Below are 19,110 nucleotides of genomic sequence, written 5' to 3'. Positions count from 1 at the left end.
TCCTCACAGGGTCAGGACCCGGCAGGTGTGCCCCTCGCCGGTGAGCCGGTCGAACATCTCCTGTTGGTCGGACTCGTCTGCGCACTCCACCACGACCTCGAAGCGGGAGGCGAACACCTCGTCATCGTCGTCGGTCACGTCGGTGCCGAGGAGCTTGGCGAGGTCGGTCTCGGTGTATCCGGTGCCTTCCAGGTCGGACAGGTCCCCCAGCAGGGAGGCGAGCCCGTCGGGGTCGTTCTTCGCCAGGTCGGAGGCCCGGTTGTCCATCACGACGATTTTGGCGGCGGTCTCGGCGTCCACGTCCACGAAGGTAGCGGCGATCTCGTTCCAGCCCAGCCGGTTCGCCGCGGCGTAGGTGTGGTTGCCCGCCAGGACCTCGTTGGTCCGGCCGGTGTGCGTGCCCTTGTTGACGACGATGGGCCGGTACTGGCCGTTGCTCTGCAGGCTCGTGGCGATCACGTCGACGTTGCCACGGCGCGGGTTGCGCTCGAAGGGCGTCAGGTCGCCGACCGAGACGGCCAGGTGCTGGATGTCGGGATGGATGTGTGGGGGCGGTGCGGCCTTGGCCATGGGCGGGCTCCTGAGAAACGAGAAGGGCGACAACCGCAGACACCGGGAGGAGTAGCGTCCTCTCCATGCTGCGAATTCTCATCGACACGAACGGCGTGGATCCGATCGCCGACGAACCGGGTGCGTACGAAACCGTGCGGGCTGCGGTCACCGACGGCAGGCTCGAAATCCTGTACCCGCACGTCACCCGGGACGAGATCACTGACATACCCGACTCCCAACGGCGCGCGTCGCTCCTGCGTGTGCTGGAGCTGGGCACACCGGTCACCACTGCCGCGTTCATCCTCAACGTCTCACTCTTGGACGAGGCGCGGCTCGGCGGCGATCAGGAAGCGGTGGACGCGGTGGCGACGCGAGGGAAGAACAAGTACAAGGACGCCTTGGTGGCCATCACCGCCCAGTACGACGGGCTGACCCTGGTGACCAACGACCAGGACATGATCAAGAAGGCCAGAAGGCAGAGGGTCGCGGTCATGGAGCCTGCCGAACTGCTCGCCTCGCTGTGAATCGGCTCTGCCGGGGCGTAGCGGCGACCCCGTTTCGGAAAACCTGTCAGCGAGTAAGCGCAGTCACCGGGGCGTTCTGGGGGCCGTGCCCCTGAGGTCCGCGACCCACCCCCTCCCCCTGAGCGATCGGGGTCATGGGGCATGCCTGGGGTGGGTTCACCTGCGGTTCCACCCGCCCGGCTGCGCGCGGGCGGTCTCGGTGGAGTGGCAGGGGGCGCACAGGCCACGGCCGTGCTCGGGGTCGTCGGGGTCCAGGCCCTGGGCGACCAGTTGCTTGCGTGACAGGGGGTGGTGGTCGGCGTGGGTGGCGGGGGCGGCGTGGCATCGGACGCAGACGGGGTCGCGGGTGAGGACGCCCGTGCGGAAGCGGGTGCGGTGCTGGGTGCCGTATCCCTGGGCGGTGCTGCTGCCGCGTGCCCGCTGGCTGCGTGCGCGGGCTCGGGTGCGGCACTGGGGTGAGCAGCGGCCGTCGGCGTCCTTGAGCTGCCTGCACCGGTTGCATCGGCGGGGTGCTCTGCTGGGCACGGCTAGGTTCGCCTACTCGTGCCGGAGCTGGTCGGGCCGGTACACGGCCATCTGCTCGATGCCGCAGAAGATGGCCGTGTCGACGCCGGGCATGCGCTGGGCGACGTCGGCCTTGAGCCTCGCGGCCACCTCGGCGGTCATGAGCGCCGTGCTACGCAGGATGAGGGTGTCGCCAGGGCGCACGGTCTGGGCGTCGCGGTGGGAGTTGGCTTGGTCTGCGGTGAGCGCGGCGAGGCGCTGGTACTTCTCCTCGGTGGAGTGCCCGTCCCAGGTTGGGCCGTCGTCGACGGTGGGCACGTGCGCGAACAGGTCAAGGTCATCACTGGACAGGTGCCAGCTCATCTGGCCCTGCGGGGTGTCCACGTAGATGAGCGACCAGCCGGGCGTGGCGGGGGCTCCGTCGGGGACGATCACGGCCGGGTACAGAGCGGCGAGGTACGCAACGAGGGCGGCGCGTTCGCGGTAGACCGCGTCGGTGTTCACGGCTCGAACGCGATCAGCTTCAACTCGGTCGAGGCGACATCGACCGGGACCGAGGTGCCGTACAGGGCGGTGGACAGCGATCCGAAGGTGCGGGTCTCCCCTGCGGGGATGCTGATGACGGTGTCCTCGACGGCCTTGCCTGCAACGGTGATGGGGGTGCCGAGGGTGAGGTCGTGGGCGGACACGTCGTTGTTGCGTACGCGCAGGACGGTTCGGCCGGTGTTGGGCAGGGCGTGCTGGTTGACGGTGTCGCCGTCGGTTTCGGCGGGGTCGGCGGCTCCGGCGTCCGACAGGGTGGTGATGGGGATGGTGACGCGCGGCACGGCGGCCTCCTCAGAGCATGGGTGCCCAGCGGGGTGCGGATATGTGTGGTTGAGACCTCGGCGTCCCTGCCGGGCACGTGTGAGCGGGCGTCCCTGGGCATGAGAAACGCCCGGAGCCGTGGGGCGCTCCGGGCGTGTGGTACAGGTATTCGATTCTGACCAGAGGTTATGCCACGCCCTCTACGCTGCGCAACCGGGCGCGGGGCGTGTGCGGGCGTGGCGTCGCTCGCGTTCGACCTCGAACAGCGCGGCGGCGTTGACGTGGCCGTGGCGCTCGGCCAGGCGACGGTCGAGGACCCACCGTTGGATGGTGCGGACGGACACTCTGGCTGCGGCGGCGGCCTCGGCCCGGGTGTACCAGCGGTGGCGCGGGTCGGGGTGCTCGATCACAGTGGCCTCCTCATGCCAGTAGGCGAGACTACCCGTAATCAGCCTGGTCAGAAATCCACTGCTCGTAGTCCAAATTCAAGTCCTGCAGGTCATCGAGTTTGTCCAGACCTGCTTCGATCCAGCTCGCGAATCCAAGCATCTGCTCGTGGAAGTTCTGCATCGCGACGCGAGCAGTTCCCTTCAGGTGCGGCTTCCCGTCCTTGTTCACCGGGTACCTGAAGTGCATGGACTTGGGGTCGACCTGTTGCAGTTGGCTGATCGTCTTCCCCGCGAACTTCCTGTCCTTACTCGACTCGTCCGGTAGGGCGCGTTCGTCGAGAGGCTGGAACTCGTCCCAGAGGACTTTCAGGCTGTGCGTGTCACACAGGGCAGTGAGGTCCACAGACTCACCCAGATACCTGGACTGGTCGATGATCCCAGCCTTCAACGCCAGCTCGGCGTAGTGGCGCCACAGGAAGGCGAAGGGAATGAACACCACGTCCTTGTCCCCCGGGATGCCGCCTCGGGCGAAGGCTGCTTCGTAGAGCATCGTTGCCGCGCTCCGGAAGGAATAGACGTAGCCGAACCAGGTCTTGGCCCCGTCGAGCAGTGCAACTTCGGTCCAGTGGCCGTCATCGCGGAACAACTTCTGGCCGCCCTTGGGCCAGTACTTGTTCGCGAGGGCGGCGTCGGAGAGATCCAACTTGGGTGGTATGTATTCGTACACGTGGTCATTCTTCTACCTGCTCCCCCTGGGCTGCCACTGATTTCGCCGCTTCTCCTGCAGGCTCTCGACGAATCCAACCAGCCCGAACACGGAGAACAGCGCACTAGCGAAGGAGCGAACCCTCATCACCTGCACAGGCTGAACAGCCATGCGGTGAGGCCACCGAGCGTCAGGGCGACCCTCCCTCCTCGGGTGGCACCGCCGAACCTTGCAGAGTGCATGCGAGCGTTGCCGAACCTGAGTAGGGTCCGACTATGAGCTGGATCCCACTCATCGCGTTGATCTCCTCAGCGATCGCCATCGTGGTAGCCATTGTTGCTGCCTACCACGCCCACCGCTCAGCCACCGCCGCCGAAGACTCTGCGCTGTCTGCCCGCCGCTCCGCTGACGCGGACCAGCGCCAAGCCACTCTTGCTGAGGAGGAGGCCAACCGCTACAGAGTCCCCTGGAAACTTGAGAGGGATTCGCGCAACGACAGGAGTGGTCACTACCGGCTGCACAACGATAGTGACGAGCCTGCTCATGATGTGCGGATCACGGGCCCTATCACGACGCCCTTCTTCGAGCAGGGCCAAATCGTCGGAGCGCGTGAGTCGTTGGTCATCATCGACGTGCGCGCCCATGGCGACTCGGGCCTAATGTCGGTCACGTGGCGTCGTCCGCCAGACATGGGCGGCGAACAGCACGGACCATGGCGGGATTCGCTGATATGACCCAGGGTCCCTGACTTTCCGGCTGGGACTTCATTAGCGGCCTCTACTAGTCTCGGCAGGGCTTTCGGCGTAGCCCTTCGGCGAAGCCGACGAGCCCGAACAGGGTGATGAGCGCGCAGGCGATACCGGCGGCGATCCACCAGCCTCCGAGGGTGAACGTCCACACGGCCAGCCCACCGAGAGTGACGGCCATGATCCCGCTTAGCGTCGCCCTGACGGGGGCGCGGCGAGCATCCCGGGCGTTGGCAACTTCTTGTGGAGGCGCCGACCACGGTGACGCTGCCTCGTCCTTCATGAGCGGGAGGACTACAGCCTTCGGAGGGGGCGACGTGTGTGTGAACCTTGCTTCGATGGTTTGGCGGAGATAGTCCACCCAGGACCTGATGTCCTCCGCCATTCTATCCTGGTGCTCAGGATGCTTATATCGATAATTCCCATACGAATCCTCAACATGCTCAAATCTAACATCCCTGTACTCAGCAACAAGATCTTTCAGATTTAGAAATCGCTCCCGCACGGGGGTATCTACAATGCGCGGCAAACAGACTTCAAAGCCATAATCGATGCGAGTATCAACAAGATCAGTAGCCTGAATGGCGCGCGTATCATGAAAAGGATGCCTATAGTACTTAATGTTGGATCTAACGTCTTTTATTGCACTAAGAAGATTGTTTAGAGCGTCCTCTTCTCGTATGGCCTCCCGCTCATCCCTGGCCGCTGACCGCTCCTTGCTCATGACATAGCTTGTCTGAACCCAACTAACAATACCAGCGATCACACCACCTCCCAGGGCACCCCCCAGCGCACTGATAAAAAGGTCACCTGTAATAACATCGACGAGGCCATCCAGAAAAACTTGGAGCAACTTCCCTCCTCAGGTCCGCAGAACATAGTGATCTCATTCTGCATCACGGCCGACACCTCCGGGGGCATACAGGTACATCTGCTCGCTGCACTTCCTCGCAACGGCCTGCAATGACGTCGCCACCCCATTGGCTGATGTCGGTGACTACCTGCGTGTGCTCGCAGGCAGTCGGTCTGGTGGTGAGGGCACGGCTGACGCTGAGCCGGCGGGGTCGGGGCTGTGGCGCTGGACTCGCTCTTGTCAGCCCGACTGGTCGGTAAACACGGTCCATGCTCTGGGGACGGGTTCCTTCCGTGGGGGCAGGCTGGCGCGTACTACCCGCAATGCAGCCACGGTGTCGGCTAGTTAACTACTGCGATGTGCGCACGCTGTGCATGGCGTCACGGGACACTGACCGGTCGTCCAGGGTGGAGTCGATGAGGACCGATACCTCCTTTGCCCGGCTCATGAGGCGGCCCGCTGAGCTCGGTCGACCACGTAGGTGTCGTACTCGTCAGTGGACATGACCCGGCCGCACTGGTCGCCTTCGCAGCGGACCAGGTCGCGGTCGACCTCATGCACGAGGGTGCGGCGGTCGCAGCGCGGGCAGGGGAACGGCTTCCTCTTCCCCTCAGGGCGGGCCTTCGCGAGGGCCTGCAGGTGGCGCTGCCACCGCAGGACGCTCAACCCGAACCCGACGCTGCCCGGGTTGGCGAGGATGCCGTCCAGGTGCGCGCCAAGCCAGGACACGACCACGGTCAGGGCCGGTGCTCCCCGGGAGCGTTCGGGGCGGGGACCGTACCCGCGCGCCTCCCGCCACTGGTGCTCGATCTGGGACAGGTACCCGTACAGCTCGTCGAGGATGTCCGCGGCCGGGCTGGGTGAGGGTGCGGTCTGGGAGGTGCGGACGCGGTCGGAGTCGTCGGCGCGGGTCCGGTACCCGTCGGACGTCGCCGCAACGAGGGGGGCGAGGTTGTCCAGGTCGGCCAGGGCGCGGCGGATGCTGCCGGTGCAGCCCCGGCACCACACCGGCTCACCCGGGGTGGGGATGATGTCCGGTGGGATGGGCCGGTCACCGCGCAGGTCGGTGTCGGCTTCTTCCCATGCGGTGAGGGCATCGACGAACGCCTGGCGGGCCTTCCTCCAGGTGCGGTTGCAGGGTCCTTCGCACACACTCACGTGTGGCCTCCCTTCGTTGAGGCGGGCGGGTCAACCTCGGTCACACCGCCCAGCAGTACCCGGGCGACGCGGATGGCGAGGACTCGGTCGCCGTAGGCGTCGTAGAAGCCCCGGGACCAGGCGTTCGGCGCGCCGGTTCCGGAGTAGGAGAGGGTCTGGTGGCAGGTGAGACCAGCCCCGACGGCCAGGTTGTGCTCGATCAGGTCCTGGAGGTGTCCGGGTGCCAGGTGCATGGGGTTGCCTGGCCTGGACACGCAGGTGGAGCACTTCTCGGAGAGGAGCCGGGGTTTGCCGGTCTCCGGGTCTAGAACGTCGCCCTGTCTCCGGGTGCCGTTGTGGTCCAGCTCAGGCACCGGGTACCTCCTCGGGTGGGGTGGGGCGGGTTCTGGTGGGGATCGCCGCCAGCGCCCTGCACCGGTCGATCCGCTCGGGGGTGATCCCGAACGGCCGGAACCGGCCGCAGAGCGCGCACCGGCCGTAGCCGTCGTGCTCGGTGAGCGGGTCGGCGCACACACAGGTCTGGTGGGCCTCGTAGATCCCGATGCAGTCGCGGTGGAACAGATGGATCTCACCCCGCCACCACGGGCCTCGTGATGTCCCGGGGAATCCGTGGTTGACGGGGTCGGTGCGGCGGTGGCGGCCACGGCACCAGGCGCACCGGGTGAGCAATCGGCGGCGCAGGCTGATCAGGGGCAGGCTACGTAGACGCCAGTGGTGGACGTGCCACCGCCACCCGGGGCGCGACGTGCAGGAGTGCCCTTCGAGATCGGGGACGACGTGCCAGATGTCGAGCAGGCGTCCGACCTCGAAGGCGAGGGTCCGGGAGCCGTGCATCAGCGGGTCGCCTCCTCCTCGAATGCGGACGCGGCAGCCTCCGCCATGCGGGTGACGAAGGTCTGGGAACCGGTGGCGGTGACCCGCAGGTGGTCGTCGGCACCGACGTGGGCGAAGGTCCCCTCGAAGTGGTAGACGGGCAGTACCGGGAGGGTGCTCTCGGCGGTATCGGCTGCGGTGGTGAGGTCGGTGGTCATCGGTTTCCTCCCAGGAGTCGGCGCCACCAGGGGCGCGGTTGGGTGCCGGTCGTCGCGGCGGCTGTGGTCAGGGACGTGCCGGGGACGCGGCGCGGCAGCAGAGGGGACGTGCGGACCTGGTTGACCTGGCGGGCCACGTCGGCCCCGAAGTAGAGCGCCAGGACGTCCGGGTCGACCAGGTGCACGGTCATGTGGATGGACGGGAAGGTGCGGGCGACGGCCGCGGCCCGGCGCGGGCGGTTGGGTGGCGGTGCGCCGGTCAGGTTGGTCGGGTCGTCGGTGAAGCCGTGCCAGCCGTAGGGGTCGGCGTACACGAGGCGGTGCCGACGTGGGCCATGCTCGGCCTTGGGCAGGCGGCAGATGCAGCAGCGGGCCATGGCTCATCCCTTCGAGGTGTCGGCCAGGCGCAGGTCGATGCTGATCCATGCGCCGTCGTCGTCGCCCAGGAGAAGACCCACCTCCACTGGCTCGTACACGCGGCCGGTGCCCTGGTCGTCGATGTCGGTGAGCAGGACGGTTCGGTGCCCCTGATCCTCATCGAGGAGGGCACCCAGGTGTTCGTAGAGTTCTGCGGCCGTCATGGTGTCTCCAGGTCGAAAAGTGGCAGCTGGACGGTTGTGGTGATGCGGCGATTTCGGGGGGTCGCTGTGGTGCTGCGTGGTGGGGTCTTCGCTGCGGATATCTGGGTGGGCGGTGCCGACGCGGTGCGGCATGTGCACTGGCACTCGCGGGGAGGTGTCCACACCAGGTAGTGGGAGCCGTCGGTCCAGAACAGGTCGGAGCCGTCGCTGTCACGGATCCACGTCTCGTGCAGGGACGCCCACGACGTGCCGGTGCAGGAGGTGTGGTAGCCCGCGCGGCACTGGCCGCATTCCGGGGCGGCCAGGTGCAGGCACTCGTCCTGTCCCATGCGGAAGGGCTGCAAGGTGCGCCGTCCGAGCTTGGGCCGGTGCACTTCGGCCATCACCCGATCGGCGACCTCCATGGGCATCGGAGAGGGCATGCGGCGGGAGTTGCACTCCCAGCACCGGCAGATGCGGCGGCACGCGTACCCGACGATCCACACCGGCAGGAACGCCGGGCGTTCCTTGGTGCCCAGGTAGTAGGGGATGCCGGTTTGCAGCGAGGTTTCGCGTTTCGGGTGGGCCTGGCTGCCGGGGTGGTCGGCGGCGGCGAACGCGACGCGGCACACGTCGCAGCGGCGTGAGTACTCCGCAGCGGCGGCCCGGATCAGCGGTGACCGTTCGCCCTCCCGGTACGCGGCACGGTTGTAGGCACCCAGTTGGGTGTCGTCCATCGCCGCGACCTGGGCGGCGTGCTTGGCCTTCAGGTCCGGCTCGGGCAGGTCGATGTCGTCGTCATCCCACCCGGCCGGGGTCGGCCATCCGGCGCGGGCGGCGCGCTCGCGGGCCTCGCGGACGGCCCGGCGCTGCCGGGGGGTGTCCTGGGGCGGTGCGACGTCCCACACCTCGTCGTAGAGGCGGCGGACCGCCAGGGCGGTGGTGACCCTCACCTGCGGGCGCTGCAGCATTTGCGCGAGGTTGGGAGGGAACACGCCCAGACGGCGGGCCAGCTCCGCGACGGACCACCCGGAGGCGATGAGCGCCTGCAGACGGCGGACGGTCCCGCAGGCGTCGATGAATGCGCCAGGGGCTCCCAGGAGCGGGACGGCGGGGACCGCGAGGATGCGGTCGAGGTGGTCCTGTTCAGTGACGCGCGCCGGAGGGTGGCCGCCTGACCCGAACACGATGTACCGCACCGTCGCCAACGGGACCTCGGACAGCTCCGCGAGGCGGGCGGTGCTGATCCCGATGGCGCGCAGACGTTCGGCGTGCTCGCGGGCCGGGGTGGCGTCGACCTTGGTGGTGGTCGGGCGGCCCTCGGCGATAGCGCGACGCCGAGCCCGTTGCCGGTTGCTGTGGATGCGACGTTCGAGAGGGCTCATGGTGCTCATGACCGCCTCCGGATGGGCATCTGCCGGACGTTGAGGTCGTCGGGCCAGTCGGCCGGGTCGCCGCCCTTCCTGCCGGCCCCGGCTGCGCGGGCCCACACCGCCCCGAGCTGCTTGACGAACACGGCCGCCCCGGCGGCGTGGGCCTGGTCGCGAAGGGTCCGCGCCCACTCCGGGTTGAGAGGGCGAGCACCGGGCCCGGACTCGCCGCCGATGATCACCCAGTCGGGGGTGATCAGGTCGGGGCAGGGGCCCGAGCAGTGTCCGCCCCTGAAGTCGTGGGTGGGGCAGTGGCCGTGGCCTCGATGCAGGCGCAGGGGCCCGATGAGGGGTTCGGCGGAGATGAATCGGACTGCGGCCGGGGTTCGGGCGAGCGCGGGCAGGCGGATGTCGGCCCACTTCTGGTTCTCGGCGGACACCCCCAACCACACGTTGGGGGCGGGCCAGGGTGGGGGGAACAGGTCCTCGCCCGCGTAGGCGCGGTAGGCGGCGTAGTACCCGACCATGAACCGTTCGCTGGTGAGCACGGATCGCATCCGGGCGTGGCGTTTGGTCAGCACCTGGTAGGTGTGCCGTGGGGTGGCGGCCATGACCGCCCACACCCGTGCGATGAACTCGGTCGGCACCTGAGCGTGGAACAGGTCGCTCATGGAGTTGACGAACACCAGACGCGGGGCGGTCCAGTGCAGGGGCGCGGTCAGCGTGTCGGGGTGGACGGTGAGGGCGAACCCGGGCCCGCTCGTGCGGGCGTCGCCGTCGTTCTGGTACTTGGCGGAGCCGATGGCCTTGAGGCGTCCGGCCATGGTGAGCGCGTAGCAACGGTCGCAGCCTGGGGAGACGCGGTCGCATCCGGTGGTGGGGTTCCAGGTTTGCTCGGTCCACTCGATGGAGGTCATGACCCGTCTCCTCGGGTGTCGAGGTCGGCGATCCATGCCGCGCACACGGCCGCGACCTGGACGAGGTCGGCGCGCAGCGCGGCCGGGTCGGAGTCGGCGTAGACCTTCCACACGTGCTCGTCGAGGATGTGCGCCCAGGTGTCGTGCCCACGGGCGTGGGCGCTGTCACAGTCGGAGCGGGCCTGCTCGGCGGCGGCCTGCGCGGTGGGGGTTCCGGTGCCATCAAGGTGGGTTCGGTGTCCCCACCGGGCGCGCTGGCGCTGGTGTTCGTCCTCGATCTCCTGGACGGCGGACGCCAGGCCCGGGGTGACGGTCAGGGTTGGTTCGGGCATGGGGGGTCCTCACAGGTCGTATCGGGCAGGGGGCGGAGGTGGTGAGTCAAGGGGATGTCGACGAAGGTCCGGAGCTGGGACGGCCACCTGGTGGGGAGGTCACCGAACAGGTCCGGCCTGTGGATGTCGGTGACCGGCCGCGGTGGCGGGCCGTCGTCCACGTCGGCGCCCCAGTCCTCGATGTCGCCTTCGGGGTCGTCGAAGCCGTCATCCCAGGAGTCGTCCTCGTCGGGCCACAGGTCGGGCTCGTCCCACCAGGGGTCTGGGGCTGAGTGGGTCACCGCTCCCCCTCAAGCTGGTCGACGTGGGCGTGGGCGCGGTCGAATGCGTTCTGGCAGGCCCGCATGTGGGAGGTGTCGCCTGTGCGCAGGGCCTCGACGAGGTGGACCATCGCGTCACTGACGGCGGTGACCGCCTCGACCACGTGGCTGGTGGACGGGTTCTGGTGCTGGTGGCCTGTGGTCATGGCTGCTCACGGTGGGTGATCTGGCGTCGGGTGTAGGCGACCCACGCCTGGCGTTGGGCAGGGGTCAGAGGCGCGGTGTCGGTGGGGTCGGGTGGGCGTAGGGCGTCGACGTACCGCCATCCCCGTGCGCCGAGTTCGGCTAGGAGCGCCTGGGCGAAGGGCTCCGGGTCGGCCCGGTCATCACGGGCGGCGGTGTCGCGGTCCGCCACACGGGTGGCGATGAGCTGGATGGCCTCGTCTCGGGCCGTGGCGTGCCTGCTCATGCCGCGTCCGGCGGGGAGGTGTCGGGCCCGCACACAGGGCAGGGCACGCGCACCAGGTGCCCGTCTCGGATCGCGGTGCGGGTGCGGGTGTCGTCGTGGCACTTCCCGCACCACGGTGTTGACGACACCGGGGTCACGGTTGGTGGGGTGGGCGTGTCCTCGTGTGGGGCGTACGCGGCGCGTGCGGCCGTGTACTCCGCCGTGGGTGCGGTGGTGCGGCGCCCCCCAGGCATCAGGGCGAGCCCAACCTGTTTGCCGTCGGCGAGGGCCCGCAGGTGCCGCTTGAACTGGGCGCTGTAGTCGCGGGCGTCGGGGTCAGCGGCGGGCAGGACGCGGTCGGCGTTGCGCAGCCGCTCGCGGCGGATGATCCGCACGTGGTGGCGGATCTCGGCCGGGGACACGAAGGGCTTCTCCCGGGCGGCCCGCCACAGCCCTTGTAGGGCGTCGGCGTAGGGCAGGTCGGCCAGCAAGGAGAACCAGGCGTCCGGGGTCTCCTCGTTGAACCGCTGCTGCGGGCAGCACGCGGCGGCCTTCTCCGCGAGGGTGATGGCCTCGTCAGGCGTCATGGTGCACCTCCAGGTGTGGCGGTGTTCAGGCGCTGGCGGGCACGGTCGAAGACCGTCTCGCCAGAGCCCGGGGACGCGACCGGACCTCGGCGGGGGCCGCGTGCGAGATGGTCGGCGTGGGCCTTGCGCATCCAGTTGCGCCAGGTGGCGACCCAGTCGGTTTTCCGGCCGTCCTTGCCGGGCTTGGCTCGCCAGTAGTCGATGAACGCCTCGTGGTCGGTGAGCCCGCAGGTGGGTGCCTTCTCGCGTGCCCACGCGGACATCTCGGCGGTGACGGCGAAGTCGTCGGGCAAGCGCGTACCGGTCCGGGTCGGCTTCGGCGGATCGGGCGCCGGGTTGGGGACACCACCCCCCGCACCCCCCTGCAACCTGCCCCCTGCCACCTGCTCCCTGCCACCTGCTAAAGCGGCAATCCGCGCAGACTCGTCCGCGTCGCGCGCGGACTCGTCCGGGCCTGTCTGCGTAGAGGCGTTGACCTGCGGTGACTTCACCTCGGAGTCAGAAGGGCCCTCGCGTGTGCCTGAGGAGCCCTCAGACGGTGCCTCGGGTGTACCAGAGCCCCGCCCACCCTCACCCGCAGTGCCCTGCGCGTCCCCTTCTGAGTCCTCTTGCGTGTCCTCGGTGTCCGATTCGCTGCGCGCGGAGGAGTCTGCGCGCGGCCCGGACTCGTCTGCGCGACCTTGCGCGGTCGGGGTCGGGTCGGCGTCCTCGGGAGCGGGAAGGCGGGAGGGGACCTTTGCCGCTTCGAGGCGCTGGTGCTTGGCGAGCTTGGGCAGCCACAGGTATGGGTCTCCGTCGACGACGTACCGGATCACCCGGCCTGCGGCGGCCAGCTCGTCCAGGAGGTCGGCGATAGCCTCCTCGTCCAGGTCGTCGTCGTAGGGGAAGCACCGGCCCTTGACGAACCTCGGATCGCCCTGGACGCGGGCGTGTTCGTCGGCGTGGTTCCACAAGGCGATGTAGAGCAGGCGGCCGTCCCTTGATACCGACCGGGCCAGCTTGCGGTCATCCCACATCTCGGGCTTGACGGAGCGAATCCGTGGCATGAGCGCCTCCTCTCTCAGGACGGGGATGGTCGTGTCGAGGCGCGGGCTCGGTGGCTCACCGCACCCCGACACGGGTCTATGCGGCGGTGTGCGCGCAGCGCACGGCTCACTCCTCGCTCTCGTCGTCGGGGTCGCCCGCGTGCCGCGACAGGGTGGTGAGCCCGTCAGAGATGGTGTCCAGCTCGTGCCGCATCTCGGAGAGGGTGAGGTCACCGCCCTTGATCAGGCGGCGCATGTACCCGGCCCAGTGGTCCAAGCCCGCGCGCAGACGCGCGGTCTCGATCGCGTGCAGCAGCCCTCCGGTCAGGTTGAGGGTCTGCTCGGACAGCTCGACCTGGCCGTCCTCGGTGAGGGTGCCGCGCGCGGTGCGTTGCAGGTACAGGGCGCGCAGGGCCTCGCGGACCGCTCCCTCCTGCTCGTGGTCGGCGACCTCGATCTGGGTGACCTTGGCCTTGACCCAGGTGCCCGACTCGCTGTCGGGCGACGGCTGGTTGCGCTCGTCGGACTTCAGCTCGACGATGGCGGTCAGGCGCAGGCCCGGGGTGTCGTACATGCGGGGCACGTGCGGTTCCAGGGCGGCCTCGGCCGCGGCTCCCAGGCGGCTGATGATCTTGAGCTGGGTCATGCGGCATCGGCCCCTTCGGCGCTGGGGGTGGTGGGCGGCAGGTCGGTGTCAGGCTGCGGGGCCTCGTCGGCTGGCTGCAGGGTGACGGTGAACCCCAGCGCGGCGGCGTAGTCGGTGAAGCCGTCCAGGTTCGGGACGCTGCGGCCGGTCTCCCACCACCGGATGGTGCTGGAGGAGTAGCCGATGCGGTGGATCAGCTCCGCCTGCGTGATCTGGCGGCGCTTGCGCTCCTCGATGAGTTGGACGACGAGTGGGTGCGGTGCGGACATCAGGGCCTCCCCAGGTGAAGGTGGATGACGGGCACGTCGGAGGGGGCGCACCCCTCGATAGCCAGGAGCGTGAGGGTGAAGGACGCCAGCGCCCACACAGCGAGGACCAGAAAACAGGGGCCGTCGGATCGGGGGCGCATCAGGACACCTCCCAGGCGCGTAACAGCACACCGGGCCGGTCCAGGGCGTCAGGGCTCCGGTCGGGGTGGGCCTTGCGGACCCGGCCGTCGACGATCTGGGAGTCGTCGACCCACAGCACCCCGGACAGGGCGTCGGACAGGGCGCGGCCGTGGTGGTCCCAGTCGAAGGAGCTGCGGGTGAGCGGCCAGGCGCGGTTCGGGTCGGAGGCCGGTGGGGCGACGGTGACGACGGCGTCCAAGGCGACCGGCCCGGTGAACAGCGCGTGCTGCCGAGCCATGACTCCGCAGCGGGCGCACGGGGCGCCGTTGCCGCCCCAGGCGGCGTGCAGGTGGCGGCCGATCGCCTGCAGTGTGATGTCTCGTACCGTGTCGCGCCAGGAGTCGAGGGCGCGCGCGTTGCGGTGGTAGCCCTTGCCGTGCTTGCCGTAGGAGATCGCTCCCTGCCCCACGGGGGTGCCGTACACGGTCACGGTGACGGTCATGGCGACCTCCGCAGGATGCGGAACCGCTGCCGCAGGCGGTCGGTGACGGCAGCCGCGGCAGCGGGGTCGAGCCCCGCTTCGACGACGGCGGCGACCAGGTCCTCAGGGGGGACGTGGCTGTGTCGGCGCGTCAGGTGCAACCGGGCCTGCTCGGCGGCGTCGGTGGCGGACAGCCCCGTGTACTTCATGCACCCATCGCAGGTGAACCCTCGGTGGCCGACCTTGATGTGAGCGGGCCACTCGGGCGGGGCCGGAGTGTTCGGGGCGGTCATCGTGCCCACCCCGTGCGCGTCAGCAGGTGGAACAGCCGCTGGTCGAGGACGTCCATGGCGATGTCGTCGAAGGTGTCCTGCGACTCGGGGGCCAGGTCGCGGATGCGTTCGGGGTGCGCGGGCATCGCCTCGTGGACGGCGATCTCCACATCCACGCAGAGGCGTTGCAGGCGCGTGCTCATGACCGCCCCCGGCCTGTGCGCAGGATCTGGCAGGTTCCTCCGCACCGTCGGCAGTACGGGTCCGTGATCTGGTGCTGGGATCGGTCGATCTCGTCAGCGACCACCCACAGCAGGCGCAGCACCGTGGAGTCGGTAGGCCGAGCATGGGTGATGAGGACGGTCCCGACGTGGCTGGCCATAGCCAGTAGGGCGGTCACCGCCTCGTCGGGGTCCACCGCCGTGGTGTCGACGATGGTGTGGGCGATGGCGCGGGCGTGTCCGTCCATGTGCTCGTCGGTGTGGCCCTCAGCGGCTTCGCGGGCGCGCTGCTCACGGACGATGTCCAAGACGCGTTCGGGGGTCCACTCGTCCGGGGTCATGATGACGGAGCTGTGAGCGGCGGCCAGGCGTCGGAACATGTCGTAGGGGCTCATCGGTGGCCTCCAGTGGGCATCGTGCGGGAGGTGCCGCAGAACCCGCAGCGCTCGGACAGGAGCGCGTTGGAGCGGCGCAGGTCGGAGTTGTGGCGGCGGAGCCTCATCAAGGTGATGTCGTCCTGGTCAGCGCGACGGCTGGCCACGGTCCACCCGATGGTGACCCCGGCGGCGAATACGGCGGCGAGGATGACGGCGGCCGTGATCATGAGGCGTCCCCGTCCGTGGGCTGGGGCGTCTGCGACCAGTCCGCGTCATCGGCGGTATCGGTGCCGGTGTCCGTGGGTGCCTCGTCACCGGGGTCGGGCAGTGGGGTCACGTCGATGACGGGCGGTTCGCCTCGGCCGTCGGCGGCCTCGTCGAACCGGATCAGCTCTCGGATCTCCGGAGAGGTGGGCACGCGCTTGGTCAGACGGAGCACGCAGCTTTTGAGCCACATGTCCTCGAAGTTGGTGTGCCAGGCGCTGTCGCGCGTCCCGTCCTTCTCCGCTTTGCGGTACGCCCGGGAGTACTCGTCCCGGATATGGATGGCGTCCTCTTCGTTGAGGAGGATGACCTGCGAGCGTCCTCCGCCCCGGATCCAGGCGAACGCGTAGGCGAGGATCGGCCGCCCCCGCTCGGCGCGCGGCAGGTGCACGGCCGGGCGGTGCAGGAAGTCGGACGGCGGCGGTGCGCTGGGGGCGAAGTCCCAGGTGTCGGCCTCGTTGATCCAGTTGAAGTGGACCGAGTCGACCAGGCGTGACCGGTACATGAGGTCGACGTAGCCCTGGTACATGGCCTGGAACGTCGCCGTGTTCTTGTACGGGACGATGGCGGCCTGCTTGCCGTCGGGCTCCAGCCCGAAGCGGGCGCACGCCAGCAGGGCCGTGATGATGGAGTCGTTGGAGCACTTCGCGAGCTTGGGCAGGACCGCACGGGCGGTCGCGATGAAGTGCGCCTTGTCGACGTGGCGGGGCAGGGCGTCGGTGAAGTAGGTGCCGTGCGCGTTCAGCCAGTCGAGCTTGCTGTCCCGCGTGGCGATGTCGCGGGAGGCCGACAGCTCGGTGTCGGCGTCTGGGGCCGGGGTGGTGGAGGTCGCGGTCTCCACCCGGTCTCTGAGGCTCATGGGCGGGCGTCCTTGGAGATGCGGAGCACACGGGCGCGGTGGGCCCGGTACTCGTCGGGGTAGTCGGTCTTGATGGCGTCCCAGTCGGGGGCGGTGGTATGCCGCTGGTGGGCGGCGACGATGTCGGGGTGGGCGTCGGTGAACCTGGCGGGCGCGAAGGTGCCGTTCTGACGCCAGGTGAGGAGGATGCGGCCAAGCCGGTCGGCACCGACCTCGGCGTCCCCGAGCAGCGTCCGCAGTTCGTTGTCGGTGCGGGTGATCTCCGCGCCGATGCGGTCGGCTTCCTCGGTGAGCCGGTCCCGGTGCGCGACCAGGTCGATGACCCGGTCCGCGTCGACGGTGGTGACGGCCTCGGGGCGCACCTCCCACAGGCGGCCGAGCAGGTCGGCGGTGGCCTTGGACCCGTCTGGGGAGGGCCGGACCCCCGCCACGACGTGGTCGTGCCACCACCGTTCGCAGTAGGTGACGAGGTGGTCGATGAGGTCGGGATCGTCGGCCAGCTCGAAGACGGTCAGGTCGTCGTCGATGAGTCCGGCGACGTACGCGCCTCGGTACCCGGTGACGGCCCGGTACCAGTACGCCTGCAGGGCGGGCCCGTCCGGGGGTTCCTCCCCGCCCCAGTCCTCGCTCTGCGCGGATCGCCACGTGCGGGTCTTGCATTCGAGGACCCGGCCGTCCGGGGAGGCGACACCACGGGAGTCACCCGGGGCCAGAACGACCCGGTCGGGGTTGGCGAGCATCCACGGCCGGTCGGCGTGCCGCAGGGTGCCCGGGGTGTCGAGGACCCGCAGGCCGGTCTCCTCGGCGAAGAACTCGGCGACGAGCCCTTCCAACCTGTGCCCGCGCCGGGCGGACCGGTTCAGGCGGGCGCTGCGCTCGGGCGGCGCCTCGCCGCGCTTGGACAGGTAGACGGCCAGCGGCCCCCGGCGGCGGTCCATACCCAAGATCGCGGCGACGTCCGACCCGCCGATGCCGGTGCGACGGACGGAGTGCCATTCCTCCTCCGGGGCCCCGGCGGGCAGGATCAGCTGCCCGGTCGGCGTGGTGAGGTTGGCCGGGCCGGAGGGGTGCGGTGCCTCCGGCCCGGTGGGACCGCCGGGCGCAGGCCGTGTCGCTGGAGCGTGAGCGTGTGGCTCCTCCACGGCCTTGACCCCCCGCGCCGGATCCCCCACAGCGGCAGGTGGCGTTGACGCCCGGCGGTCAGTCACAGCGGCTCGCCTCCCGGGATGATCCCGATGGTCGGAGCCGGGGCAGTACGCAGGTGCTCGGCGTGTTTGCGCAGGTCCTGAGCCCATGCCGTCCCGTGGACGACGCCCTCAGGGTCGGGGTCGATGCCGAGCGCGTACCGGACGGTGTCGATCACGTATTCGATCAGCGGGCCGTCGACGTCGGTGATCTCCTCGATGCGGTCCCACCCGGTGATGACGATGGGGCCCGCGTAGGGACGGGGCGGTGCTCCCAGTGTGGCGAGCACACACGACCCGAAGATGTTGCGCGGGTAGTCCTCGGGCTTGAGGTGGCCGACGTCGTTGACCCACGCGGCGGCGTCGAACTGGGCGTTCAACGCCACCCGGTCCGGCCCTTCCGGACCCACTTCGGCCTTGAGGTCAAGGGCACGGTCGTAGCGCATCCACGTGCCGCGTTCGGTGGTGTCGATGACGATGTATTCCACGGTCCTCACCTGTTCCTTGGTGTGCGGGACTTGCGGGACCGGCGTCGGGCGCTGGCTCGTGCGAGGTAGTCCGTGCGGATCCACGCGGTCCAGGTGACGCCGTTGGCGTGGAAGGCGACGTGGACGGCGGCTCCACGGCCGGGCCTGCTCCCGTTGGTGGTGGTGATGGAGGGGAGCAGGCACCACGCGGATGCCTCGCCCGGCAAGGACGTGCAGGGCACGCGGTCTGGGTGGTCGAGGGAGACGACGCCGCGCAGGCCGGACACGGTGTGGGTGACCGGGGTGCCGACGGGCCACTTCTCCTGCAGGCGGCTGATGGCGCTGCGCACGGTGGGCTGCTGTCGGGTGGCGATGGGCATCATCGGGTGCCCCTCACCGTGTCGGCGTCGTCGGTCAGGGTCTGGTCGATGTGCTCCAGGACGGTGTCGGTGGCGGACAGAACCTCGGTGGCGTGCTCATCGACCTCGGTCGCGGCCTGTTCGGCCTGCTCGGCGTACTGGCGCTGTTCTCGGCGGATGCGGTTGGCGTGGACGAAGCGCATCAGGCGGCGCTCCTCTCGGAAGCCGGGGTGGTGACGGTGTCGGTGTCCCGGGGGCGGTCGGCGCGCAACCACACGTGGATGCCGTCGATCTCGGCGGTGACCTTGAACGCCTCGCGTCCCTGGATGGGCAGGATCGGGTCGTCGACGACCTCGGCTCCGAGCGCGTCGGCCCACAGGGTCAGGTCGTCGACAGCGGTGGGGCCCCAGAAGGACCCGGCGAGGTGATCGGGGCTCGGAGTCCAGTTCGGTTGCGGCAGCTCCGGGTGTTGGGCGACCAGGGACGCTCCGACGCGGAAGACGTCGGCGGTCCGGTCGGCGTCGGAGCGCTCCAGTCGCGGAAGCTCCGTCCCGGTGGCCAGTGCGGCGAGAGTGCGCCACTCCTGTGCGCGGCTCTCCTGCCGTGCGGCGTGGACTCGTGTGGCAGCGGCCTGCTTCTCCAAGTCGTATGCCCTAGTGCGGGCGTCTGTGGCGTGTTCGGAGAACACAGCGGCCTGCTGGGTGAGGTGGGTGATGGTGTCTTCGCTGATACCGTGGTTCACGGTCTCGTGCCTTCTCTGGAGGAGGGATTGAGACAGGAAGCCCTTCGCCCGGTGACAGCGGGCGGGGGCTTTCACATGAC

General features: G+C 69.3%; 37 protein-coding genes. 2 read left to right on the top strand and 35 right to left on the bottom strand.

Annotation, left to right across the window (positions count from 1 at the left end; translation table 11 throughout):
• Positions 1–3: 3 nt before the first annotated feature.
• Entirely contained in the window at positions 4–570 is a 567-nt protein-coding gene (locus ACTVAJ_RS09105) for a ParB/RepB/Spo0J family partition protein (RefSeq protein WP_470387635.1), read from the bottom strand.
• 65 nt (positions 571–635) lie between these two features.
• On the opposite strand from ACTVAJ_RS09105, the gene ACTVAJ_RS09100 reads away from it, so the two are divergent.
• A complete protein-coding gene (locus tag ACTVAJ_RS09100) occupies positions 636–1,076 on the top strand; it encodes a hypothetical protein (protein WP_470387634.1) in 441 nt (146 codons plus the stop codon).
• A 156-nt stretch (positions 1,077–1,232) separates the two neighbouring features.
• On the opposite strand, the gene ACTVAJ_RS09095 is transcribed toward ACTVAJ_RS09100, so the two are convergent.
• From ACTVAJ_RS09095 to ACTVAJ_RS09075, 5 genes are all read right to left on the bottom strand, one after another.
• On the bottom strand, positions 1,233–1,601 hold the full coding sequence (locus ACTVAJ_RS09095; RefSeq protein ID WP_470387633.1) for a hypothetical protein: 369 nt from the start codon (positions 1,599–1,601) through the stop codon (positions 1,233–1,235).
• A gap of 12 nt (positions 1,602–1,613) precedes the next feature.
• Positions 1,614–2,084: a WDGH domain-containing protein gene (locus ACTVAJ_RS09090; RefSeq protein WP_470387632.1), complete on the bottom strand. Its 471-nt coding sequence runs from the start codon at positions 2,082–2,084 to the stop codon at positions 1,614–1,616.
• Positions 2,081–2,407, bottom strand: coding sequence for a hypothetical protein (locus ACTVAJ_RS09085; RefSeq protein ID WP_358570590.1), 327 nt, complete (start codon positions 2,405–2,407; stop codon positions 2,081–2,083). The genes ACTVAJ_RS09090 and ACTVAJ_RS09085 overlap by 4 nt, the downstream gene beginning before the upstream one ends.
• 180 nt (positions 2,408–2,587) lie before the next feature.
• Positions 2,588–2,797 (bottom strand): hypothetical protein, encoded by a 210-nt coding sequence (locus ACTVAJ_RS09080; protein ID WP_470387631.1) that lies wholly within the window; start codon positions 2,795–2,797, stop codon positions 2,588–2,590.
• Between the two features lie 28 nt (positions 2,798–2,825).
• A complete protein-coding gene (locus ACTVAJ_RS09075) occupies positions 2,826–3,503 on the bottom strand; it encodes a hypothetical protein (protein ID WP_470387630.1) in 678 nt (225 codons plus the stop codon).
• A 254-nt stretch (positions 3,504–3,757) separates the two neighbouring features.
• Between ACTVAJ_RS09075 and ACTVAJ_RS09070 the strand changes: the two genes are divergently transcribed.
• Positions 3,758–4,216 (top strand): hypothetical protein, encoded by a 459-nt coding sequence (locus ACTVAJ_RS09070; RefSeq protein WP_470387629.1) that lies wholly within the window; start codon positions 3,758–3,760, stop codon positions 4,214–4,216.
• A gap of 46 nt (positions 4,217–4,262) precedes the next feature.
• On the opposite strand, the gene ACTVAJ_RS09065 is transcribed toward ACTVAJ_RS09070, so the two are convergent.
• The 29 genes from ACTVAJ_RS09065 to ACTVAJ_RS08925 form a co-directional block, all read right to left on the bottom strand.
• The gene (locus ACTVAJ_RS09065; RefSeq protein WP_470387628.1) at positions 4,263–5,081 is read right to left on the bottom strand and encodes a hypothetical protein; all 819 of its coding nucleotides are present in this window, start codon (positions 5,079–5,081) and stop codon (positions 4,263–4,265) included.
• A 444-nt stretch (positions 5,082–5,525) separates the two neighbouring features.
• Positions 5,526–6,239 (bottom strand): hypothetical protein, encoded by a 714-nt coding sequence (locus tag ACTVAJ_RS09060; protein WP_470387627.1) that lies wholly within the window; start codon positions 6,237–6,239, stop codon positions 5,526–5,528.
• On the bottom strand, positions 6,236–6,592 hold the full coding sequence (locus tag ACTVAJ_RS09055) for a hypothetical protein (RefSeq protein WP_470387626.1): 357 nt from the start codon (positions 6,590–6,592) through the stop codon (positions 6,236–6,238). Before ACTVAJ_RS09055 ends, ACTVAJ_RS09060 begins: the two co-directional genes overlap by 4 nt.
• Complete coding sequence (locus tag ACTVAJ_RS09050; protein ID WP_470387625.1) at positions 6,585–7,073, bottom strand: hypothetical protein; 489 nt, start codon at positions 7,071–7,073, stop codon at positions 6,585–6,587. The genes ACTVAJ_RS09055 and ACTVAJ_RS09050 overlap by 8 nt, the downstream gene beginning before the upstream one ends.
• Positions 7,073–7,270 (bottom strand): hypothetical protein, encoded by a 198-nt coding sequence (locus tag ACTVAJ_RS09045; protein WP_470387624.1) that lies wholly within the window; start codon positions 7,268–7,270, stop codon positions 7,073–7,075. The genes ACTVAJ_RS09050 and ACTVAJ_RS09045 overlap by 1 nt, the downstream gene beginning before the upstream one ends.
• The gene (locus ACTVAJ_RS09040; RefSeq protein WP_470387623.1) at positions 7,267–7,647 is read right to left on the bottom strand and encodes a hypothetical protein; all 381 of its coding nucleotides are present in this window, start codon (positions 7,645–7,647) and stop codon (positions 7,267–7,269) included. The genes ACTVAJ_RS09045 and ACTVAJ_RS09040 overlap by 4 nt, the downstream gene beginning before the upstream one ends.
• Positions 7,648–7,650: 3 nt before the next feature.
• Positions 7,651–7,851 carry a hypothetical protein gene (locus tag ACTVAJ_RS09035; RefSeq protein ID WP_470387622.1) on the bottom strand — a complete coding sequence of 67 codons (201 nt, stop codon included), beginning with the start codon at positions 7,849–7,851 and terminating at the stop codon, positions 7,651–7,653.
• On the bottom strand, positions 7,848–9,224 hold the full coding sequence (locus tag ACTVAJ_RS09030) for a hypothetical protein (protein ID WP_470387621.1): 1,377 nt from the start codon (positions 9,222–9,224) through the stop codon (positions 7,848–7,850). Before ACTVAJ_RS09030 ends, ACTVAJ_RS09035 begins: the two co-directional genes overlap by 4 nt.
• A complete protein-coding gene (locus ACTVAJ_RS09025; RefSeq protein ID WP_470387620.1) occupies positions 9,221–10,117 on the bottom strand; it encodes a DUF5131 family protein in 897 nt (298 codons plus the stop codon). Before ACTVAJ_RS09025 ends, ACTVAJ_RS09030 begins: the two co-directional genes overlap by 4 nt.
• The gene (locus ACTVAJ_RS09020) at positions 10,114–10,449 is read right to left on the bottom strand and encodes a hypothetical protein (protein ID WP_470387619.1); all 336 of its coding nucleotides are present in this window, start codon (positions 10,447–10,449) and stop codon (positions 10,114–10,116) included. Before ACTVAJ_RS09020 ends, ACTVAJ_RS09025 begins: the two co-directional genes overlap by 4 nt.
• Positions 10,431–10,730, bottom strand: coding sequence for a hypothetical protein (locus ACTVAJ_RS09015; protein WP_470387618.1), 300 nt, complete (start codon positions 10,728–10,730; stop codon positions 10,431–10,433). The genes ACTVAJ_RS09020 and ACTVAJ_RS09015 overlap by 19 nt, the downstream gene beginning before the upstream one ends.
• Positions 10,727–10,915 carry a hypothetical protein gene (locus ACTVAJ_RS09010; protein ID WP_470387617.1) on the bottom strand — a complete coding sequence of 63 codons (189 nt, stop codon included), beginning with the start codon at positions 10,913–10,915 and terminating at the stop codon, positions 10,727–10,729. The genes ACTVAJ_RS09015 and ACTVAJ_RS09010 overlap by 4 nt, the downstream gene beginning before the upstream one ends.
• Positions 10,912–11,178, bottom strand: coding sequence for a hypothetical protein (locus tag ACTVAJ_RS09005; protein WP_470387616.1), 267 nt, complete (start codon positions 11,176–11,178; stop codon positions 10,912–10,914). Before ACTVAJ_RS09005 ends, ACTVAJ_RS09010 begins: the two co-directional genes overlap by 4 nt.
• The gene (locus tag ACTVAJ_RS09000; RefSeq protein WP_470387615.1) at positions 11,175–11,744 is read right to left on the bottom strand and encodes a hypothetical protein; all 570 of its coding nucleotides are present in this window, start codon (positions 11,742–11,744) and stop codon (positions 11,175–11,177) included. The genes ACTVAJ_RS09005 and ACTVAJ_RS09000 overlap by 4 nt, the downstream gene beginning before the upstream one ends.
• Positions 11,741–12,790, bottom strand: coding sequence for a hypothetical protein (locus ACTVAJ_RS08995; protein ID WP_470387614.1), 1,050 nt, complete (start codon positions 12,788–12,790; stop codon positions 11,741–11,743). The genes ACTVAJ_RS09000 and ACTVAJ_RS08995 overlap by 4 nt, the downstream gene beginning before the upstream one ends.
• Positions 12,791–12,896: 106 nt before the next feature.
• Positions 12,897–13,415 carry a hypothetical protein gene (locus ACTVAJ_RS08990; RefSeq protein WP_470387613.1) on the bottom strand — a complete coding sequence of 173 codons (519 nt, stop codon included), beginning with the start codon at positions 13,413–13,415 and terminating at the stop codon, positions 12,897–12,899.
• Entirely contained in the window at positions 13,412–13,684 is a 273-nt protein-coding gene (locus tag ACTVAJ_RS08985) for a helix-turn-helix transcriptional regulator (RefSeq protein ID WP_470387612.1), read from the bottom strand. Before ACTVAJ_RS08985 ends, ACTVAJ_RS08990 begins: the two co-directional genes overlap by 4 nt.
• Positions 13,684–13,824, bottom strand: a complete 141-nt coding sequence (locus ACTVAJ_RS08980) for a hypothetical protein (RefSeq protein ID WP_470387611.1) — start codon at positions 13,822–13,824, stop codon at positions 13,684–13,686. Before ACTVAJ_RS08980 ends, ACTVAJ_RS08985 begins: the two co-directional genes overlap by 1 nt.
• Positions 13,824–14,306: a RusA family crossover junction endodeoxyribonuclease gene (locus ACTVAJ_RS08975; RefSeq protein ID WP_470387610.1), complete on the bottom strand. Its 483-nt coding sequence runs from the start codon at positions 14,304–14,306 to the stop codon at positions 13,824–13,826. Before ACTVAJ_RS08975 ends, ACTVAJ_RS08980 begins: the two co-directional genes overlap by 1 nt.
• Positions 14,303–14,494, bottom strand: a complete 192-nt coding sequence (locus ACTVAJ_RS08970; RefSeq protein WP_470387609.1) for a hypothetical protein — start codon at positions 14,492–14,494, stop codon at positions 14,303–14,305. The genes ACTVAJ_RS08975 and ACTVAJ_RS08970 overlap by 4 nt, the downstream gene beginning before the upstream one ends.
• A gap of 80 nt (positions 14,495–14,574) precedes the next feature.
• Entirely contained in the window at positions 14,575–14,760 is a 186-nt protein-coding gene (locus ACTVAJ_RS08965) for a hypothetical protein (protein ID WP_470387608.1), read from the bottom strand.
• On the bottom strand, positions 14,757–15,173 hold the full coding sequence (locus ACTVAJ_RS08960; protein WP_470387607.1) for a hypothetical protein: 417 nt from the start codon (positions 15,171–15,173) through the stop codon (positions 14,757–14,759). Before ACTVAJ_RS08960 ends, ACTVAJ_RS08965 begins: the two co-directional genes overlap by 4 nt.
• Positions 15,170–15,382: a hypothetical protein gene (locus ACTVAJ_RS08955; RefSeq protein ID WP_470387606.1), complete on the bottom strand. Its 213-nt coding sequence runs from the start codon at positions 15,380–15,382 to the stop codon at positions 15,170–15,172. Before ACTVAJ_RS08955 ends, ACTVAJ_RS08960 begins: the two co-directional genes overlap by 4 nt.
• A complete protein-coding gene (locus ACTVAJ_RS08950; RefSeq protein ID WP_470387605.1) occupies positions 15,379–16,278 on the bottom strand; it encodes a recombinase RecT in 900 nt (299 codons plus the stop codon). The genes ACTVAJ_RS08955 and ACTVAJ_RS08950 overlap by 4 nt, the downstream gene beginning before the upstream one ends.
• A complete protein-coding gene (locus ACTVAJ_RS08945) occupies positions 16,275–17,420 on the bottom strand; it encodes a YqaJ viral recombinase family nuclease (RefSeq protein WP_470387604.1) in 1,146 nt (381 codons plus the stop codon). Before ACTVAJ_RS08945 ends, ACTVAJ_RS08950 begins: the two co-directional genes overlap by 4 nt.
• A gap of 62 nt (positions 17,421–17,482) precedes the next feature.
• Positions 17,483–17,959 carry a hypothetical protein gene (locus tag ACTVAJ_RS08940; protein ID WP_470387603.1) on the bottom strand — a complete coding sequence of 159 codons (477 nt, stop codon included), beginning with the start codon at positions 17,957–17,959 and terminating at the stop codon, positions 17,483–17,485.
• Positions 17,956–18,312: a hypothetical protein gene (locus tag ACTVAJ_RS08935; RefSeq protein ID WP_470387602.1), complete on the bottom strand. Its 357-nt coding sequence runs from the start codon at positions 18,310–18,312 to the stop codon at positions 17,956–17,958. The genes ACTVAJ_RS08940 and ACTVAJ_RS08935 overlap by 4 nt, the downstream gene beginning before the upstream one ends.
• On the bottom strand, positions 18,309–18,491 hold the full coding sequence (locus tag ACTVAJ_RS08930; protein WP_470387601.1) for a hypothetical protein: 183 nt from the start codon (positions 18,489–18,491) through the stop codon (positions 18,309–18,311). Before ACTVAJ_RS08930 ends, ACTVAJ_RS08935 begins: the two co-directional genes overlap by 4 nt.
• Entirely contained in the window at positions 18,491–19,030 is a 540-nt protein-coding gene (locus ACTVAJ_RS08925) for a hypothetical protein (RefSeq protein WP_470387600.1), read from the bottom strand. Before ACTVAJ_RS08925 ends, ACTVAJ_RS08930 begins: the two co-directional genes overlap by 1 nt.
• Between the last annotated feature and the right edge of the window lie 80 nt (positions 19,031–19,110).

The sequence above is a fragment of the Nocardiopsis sp. KDC1DS13DA1 genome (genome assembly GCF_055632325.1).
The sequence above is the reverse complement of the archived record's forward strand: the minus strand, read 5'-3'. Positions and strand labels throughout refer to the sequence as shown.

Excerpts from the sequence above, each read along its gene's own strand:
- ACTVAJ_RS08950 (WP_470387605.1), bottom strand. The coding sequence starts at position 16,278 with ATGAGCCTCAGAGACCGGGTGGAGACCGCGACCTCCACCACCCCGGCC.
- ACTVAJ_RS09105 (WP_470387635.1), bottom strand. The coding sequence starts at position 570 with ATGGCCAAGGCCGCACCGCCCCCACACATCCATCCCGACATCCAGCAC.
- ACTVAJ_RS09100 (WP_470387634.1), top strand. The coding sequence starts at position 636 with ATGCTGCGAATTCTCATCGACACGAACGGCGTGGATCCGATCGCCGAC.
- ACTVAJ_RS09005 (WP_470387616.1), bottom strand. The coding sequence starts at position 11,178 with ATGAGCAGGCACGCCACGGCCCGAGACGAGGCCATCCAGCTCATCGCC.
- ACTVAJ_RS09020 (WP_470387619.1), bottom strand. The coding sequence starts at position 10,449 with ATGCCCGAACCAACCCTGACCGTCACCCCGGGCCTGGCGTCCGCCGTC.
- ACTVAJ_RS09010 (WP_470387617.1), bottom strand. The coding sequence starts at position 10,915 with ATGACCACAGGCCACCAGCACCAGAACCCGTCCACCAGCCACGTGGTC.
- ACTVAJ_RS08965 (WP_470387608.1), bottom strand. The coding sequence starts at position 14,760 with ATGAGCACGCGCCTGCAACGCCTCTGCGTGGATGTGGAGATCGCCGTC.
- ACTVAJ_RS09040 (WP_470387623.1), bottom strand. The coding sequence starts at position 7,647 with ATGGCCCGCTGCTGCATCTGCCGCCTGCCCAAGGCCGAGCATGGCCCA.
- ACTVAJ_RS09000 (WP_470387615.1), bottom strand. The coding sequence starts at position 11,744 with ATGACGCCTGACGAGGCCATCACCCTCGCGGAGAAGGCCGCCGCGTGC.
- ACTVAJ_RS08990 (WP_470387613.1), bottom strand. The coding sequence starts at position 13,415 with ATGACCCAGCTCAAGATCATCAGCCGCCTGGGAGCCGCGGCCGAGGCC.
- ACTVAJ_RS09025 (WP_470387620.1), bottom strand. The coding sequence starts at position 10,117 with ATGACCTCCATCGAGTGGACCGAGCAAACCTGGAACCCCACCACCGGA.
- ACTVAJ_RS09045 (WP_470387624.1), bottom strand. The coding sequence starts at position 7,270 with ATGACCACCGACCTCACCACCGCAGCCGATACCGCCGAGAGCACCCTC.
- ACTVAJ_RS08955 (WP_470387606.1), bottom strand. The coding sequence starts at position 15,382 with ATGATCACGGCCGCCGTCATCCTCGCCGCCGTATTCGCCGCCGGGGTC.
- ACTVAJ_RS09035 (WP_470387622.1), bottom strand. The coding sequence starts at position 7,851 with ATGACGGCCGCAGAACTCTACGAACACCTGGGTGCCCTCCTCGATGAG.
- ACTVAJ_RS09030 (WP_470387621.1), bottom strand. The coding sequence starts at position 9,224 with ATGAGCACCATGAGCCCTCTCGAACGTCGCATCCACAGCAACCGGCAA.
- ACTVAJ_RS08960 (WP_470387607.1), bottom strand. The coding sequence starts at position 15,173 with ATGAGCCCCTACGACATGTTCCGACGCCTGGCCGCCGCTCACAGCTCC.
- ACTVAJ_RS08935 (WP_470387602.1), bottom strand. The coding sequence starts at position 18,312 with ATGATGCCCATCGCCACCCGACAGCAGCCCACCGTGCGCAGCGCCATC.
- ACTVAJ_RS09050 (WP_470387625.1), bottom strand. The coding sequence starts at position 7,073 with ATGCACGGCTCCCGGACCCTCGCCTTCGAGGTCGGACGCCTGCTCGAC.
- ACTVAJ_RS08985 (WP_470387612.1), bottom strand. The coding sequence starts at position 13,684 with ATGTCCGCACCGCACCCACTCGTCGTCCAACTCATCGAGGAGCGCAAG.
- ACTVAJ_RS09070 (WP_470387629.1), top strand. The coding sequence starts at position 3,758 with ATGAGCTGGATCCCACTCATCGCGTTGATCTCCTCAGCGATCGCCATC.
- ACTVAJ_RS08975 (WP_470387610.1), bottom strand. The coding sequence starts at position 14,306 with ATGACCGTCACCGTGACCGTGTACGGCACCCCCGTGGGGCAGGGAGCG.
- ACTVAJ_RS08995 (WP_470387614.1), bottom strand. The coding sequence starts at position 12,790 with ATGCCACGGATTCGCTCCGTCAAGCCCGAGATGTGGGATGACCGCAAG.
- ACTVAJ_RS08970 (WP_470387609.1), bottom strand. The coding sequence starts at position 14,494 with ATGAAGTACACGGGGCTGTCCGCCACCGACGCCGCCGAGCAGGCCCGG.
- ACTVAJ_RS08980 (WP_470387611.1), bottom strand. The coding sequence starts at position 13,824 with ATGCGCCCCCGATCCGACGGCCCCTGTTTTCTGGTCCTCGCTGTGTGG.
- ACTVAJ_RS08930 (WP_470387601.1), bottom strand. The coding sequence starts at position 18,491 with ATGCGCTTCGTCCACGCCAACCGCATCCGCCGAGAACAGCGCCAGTAC.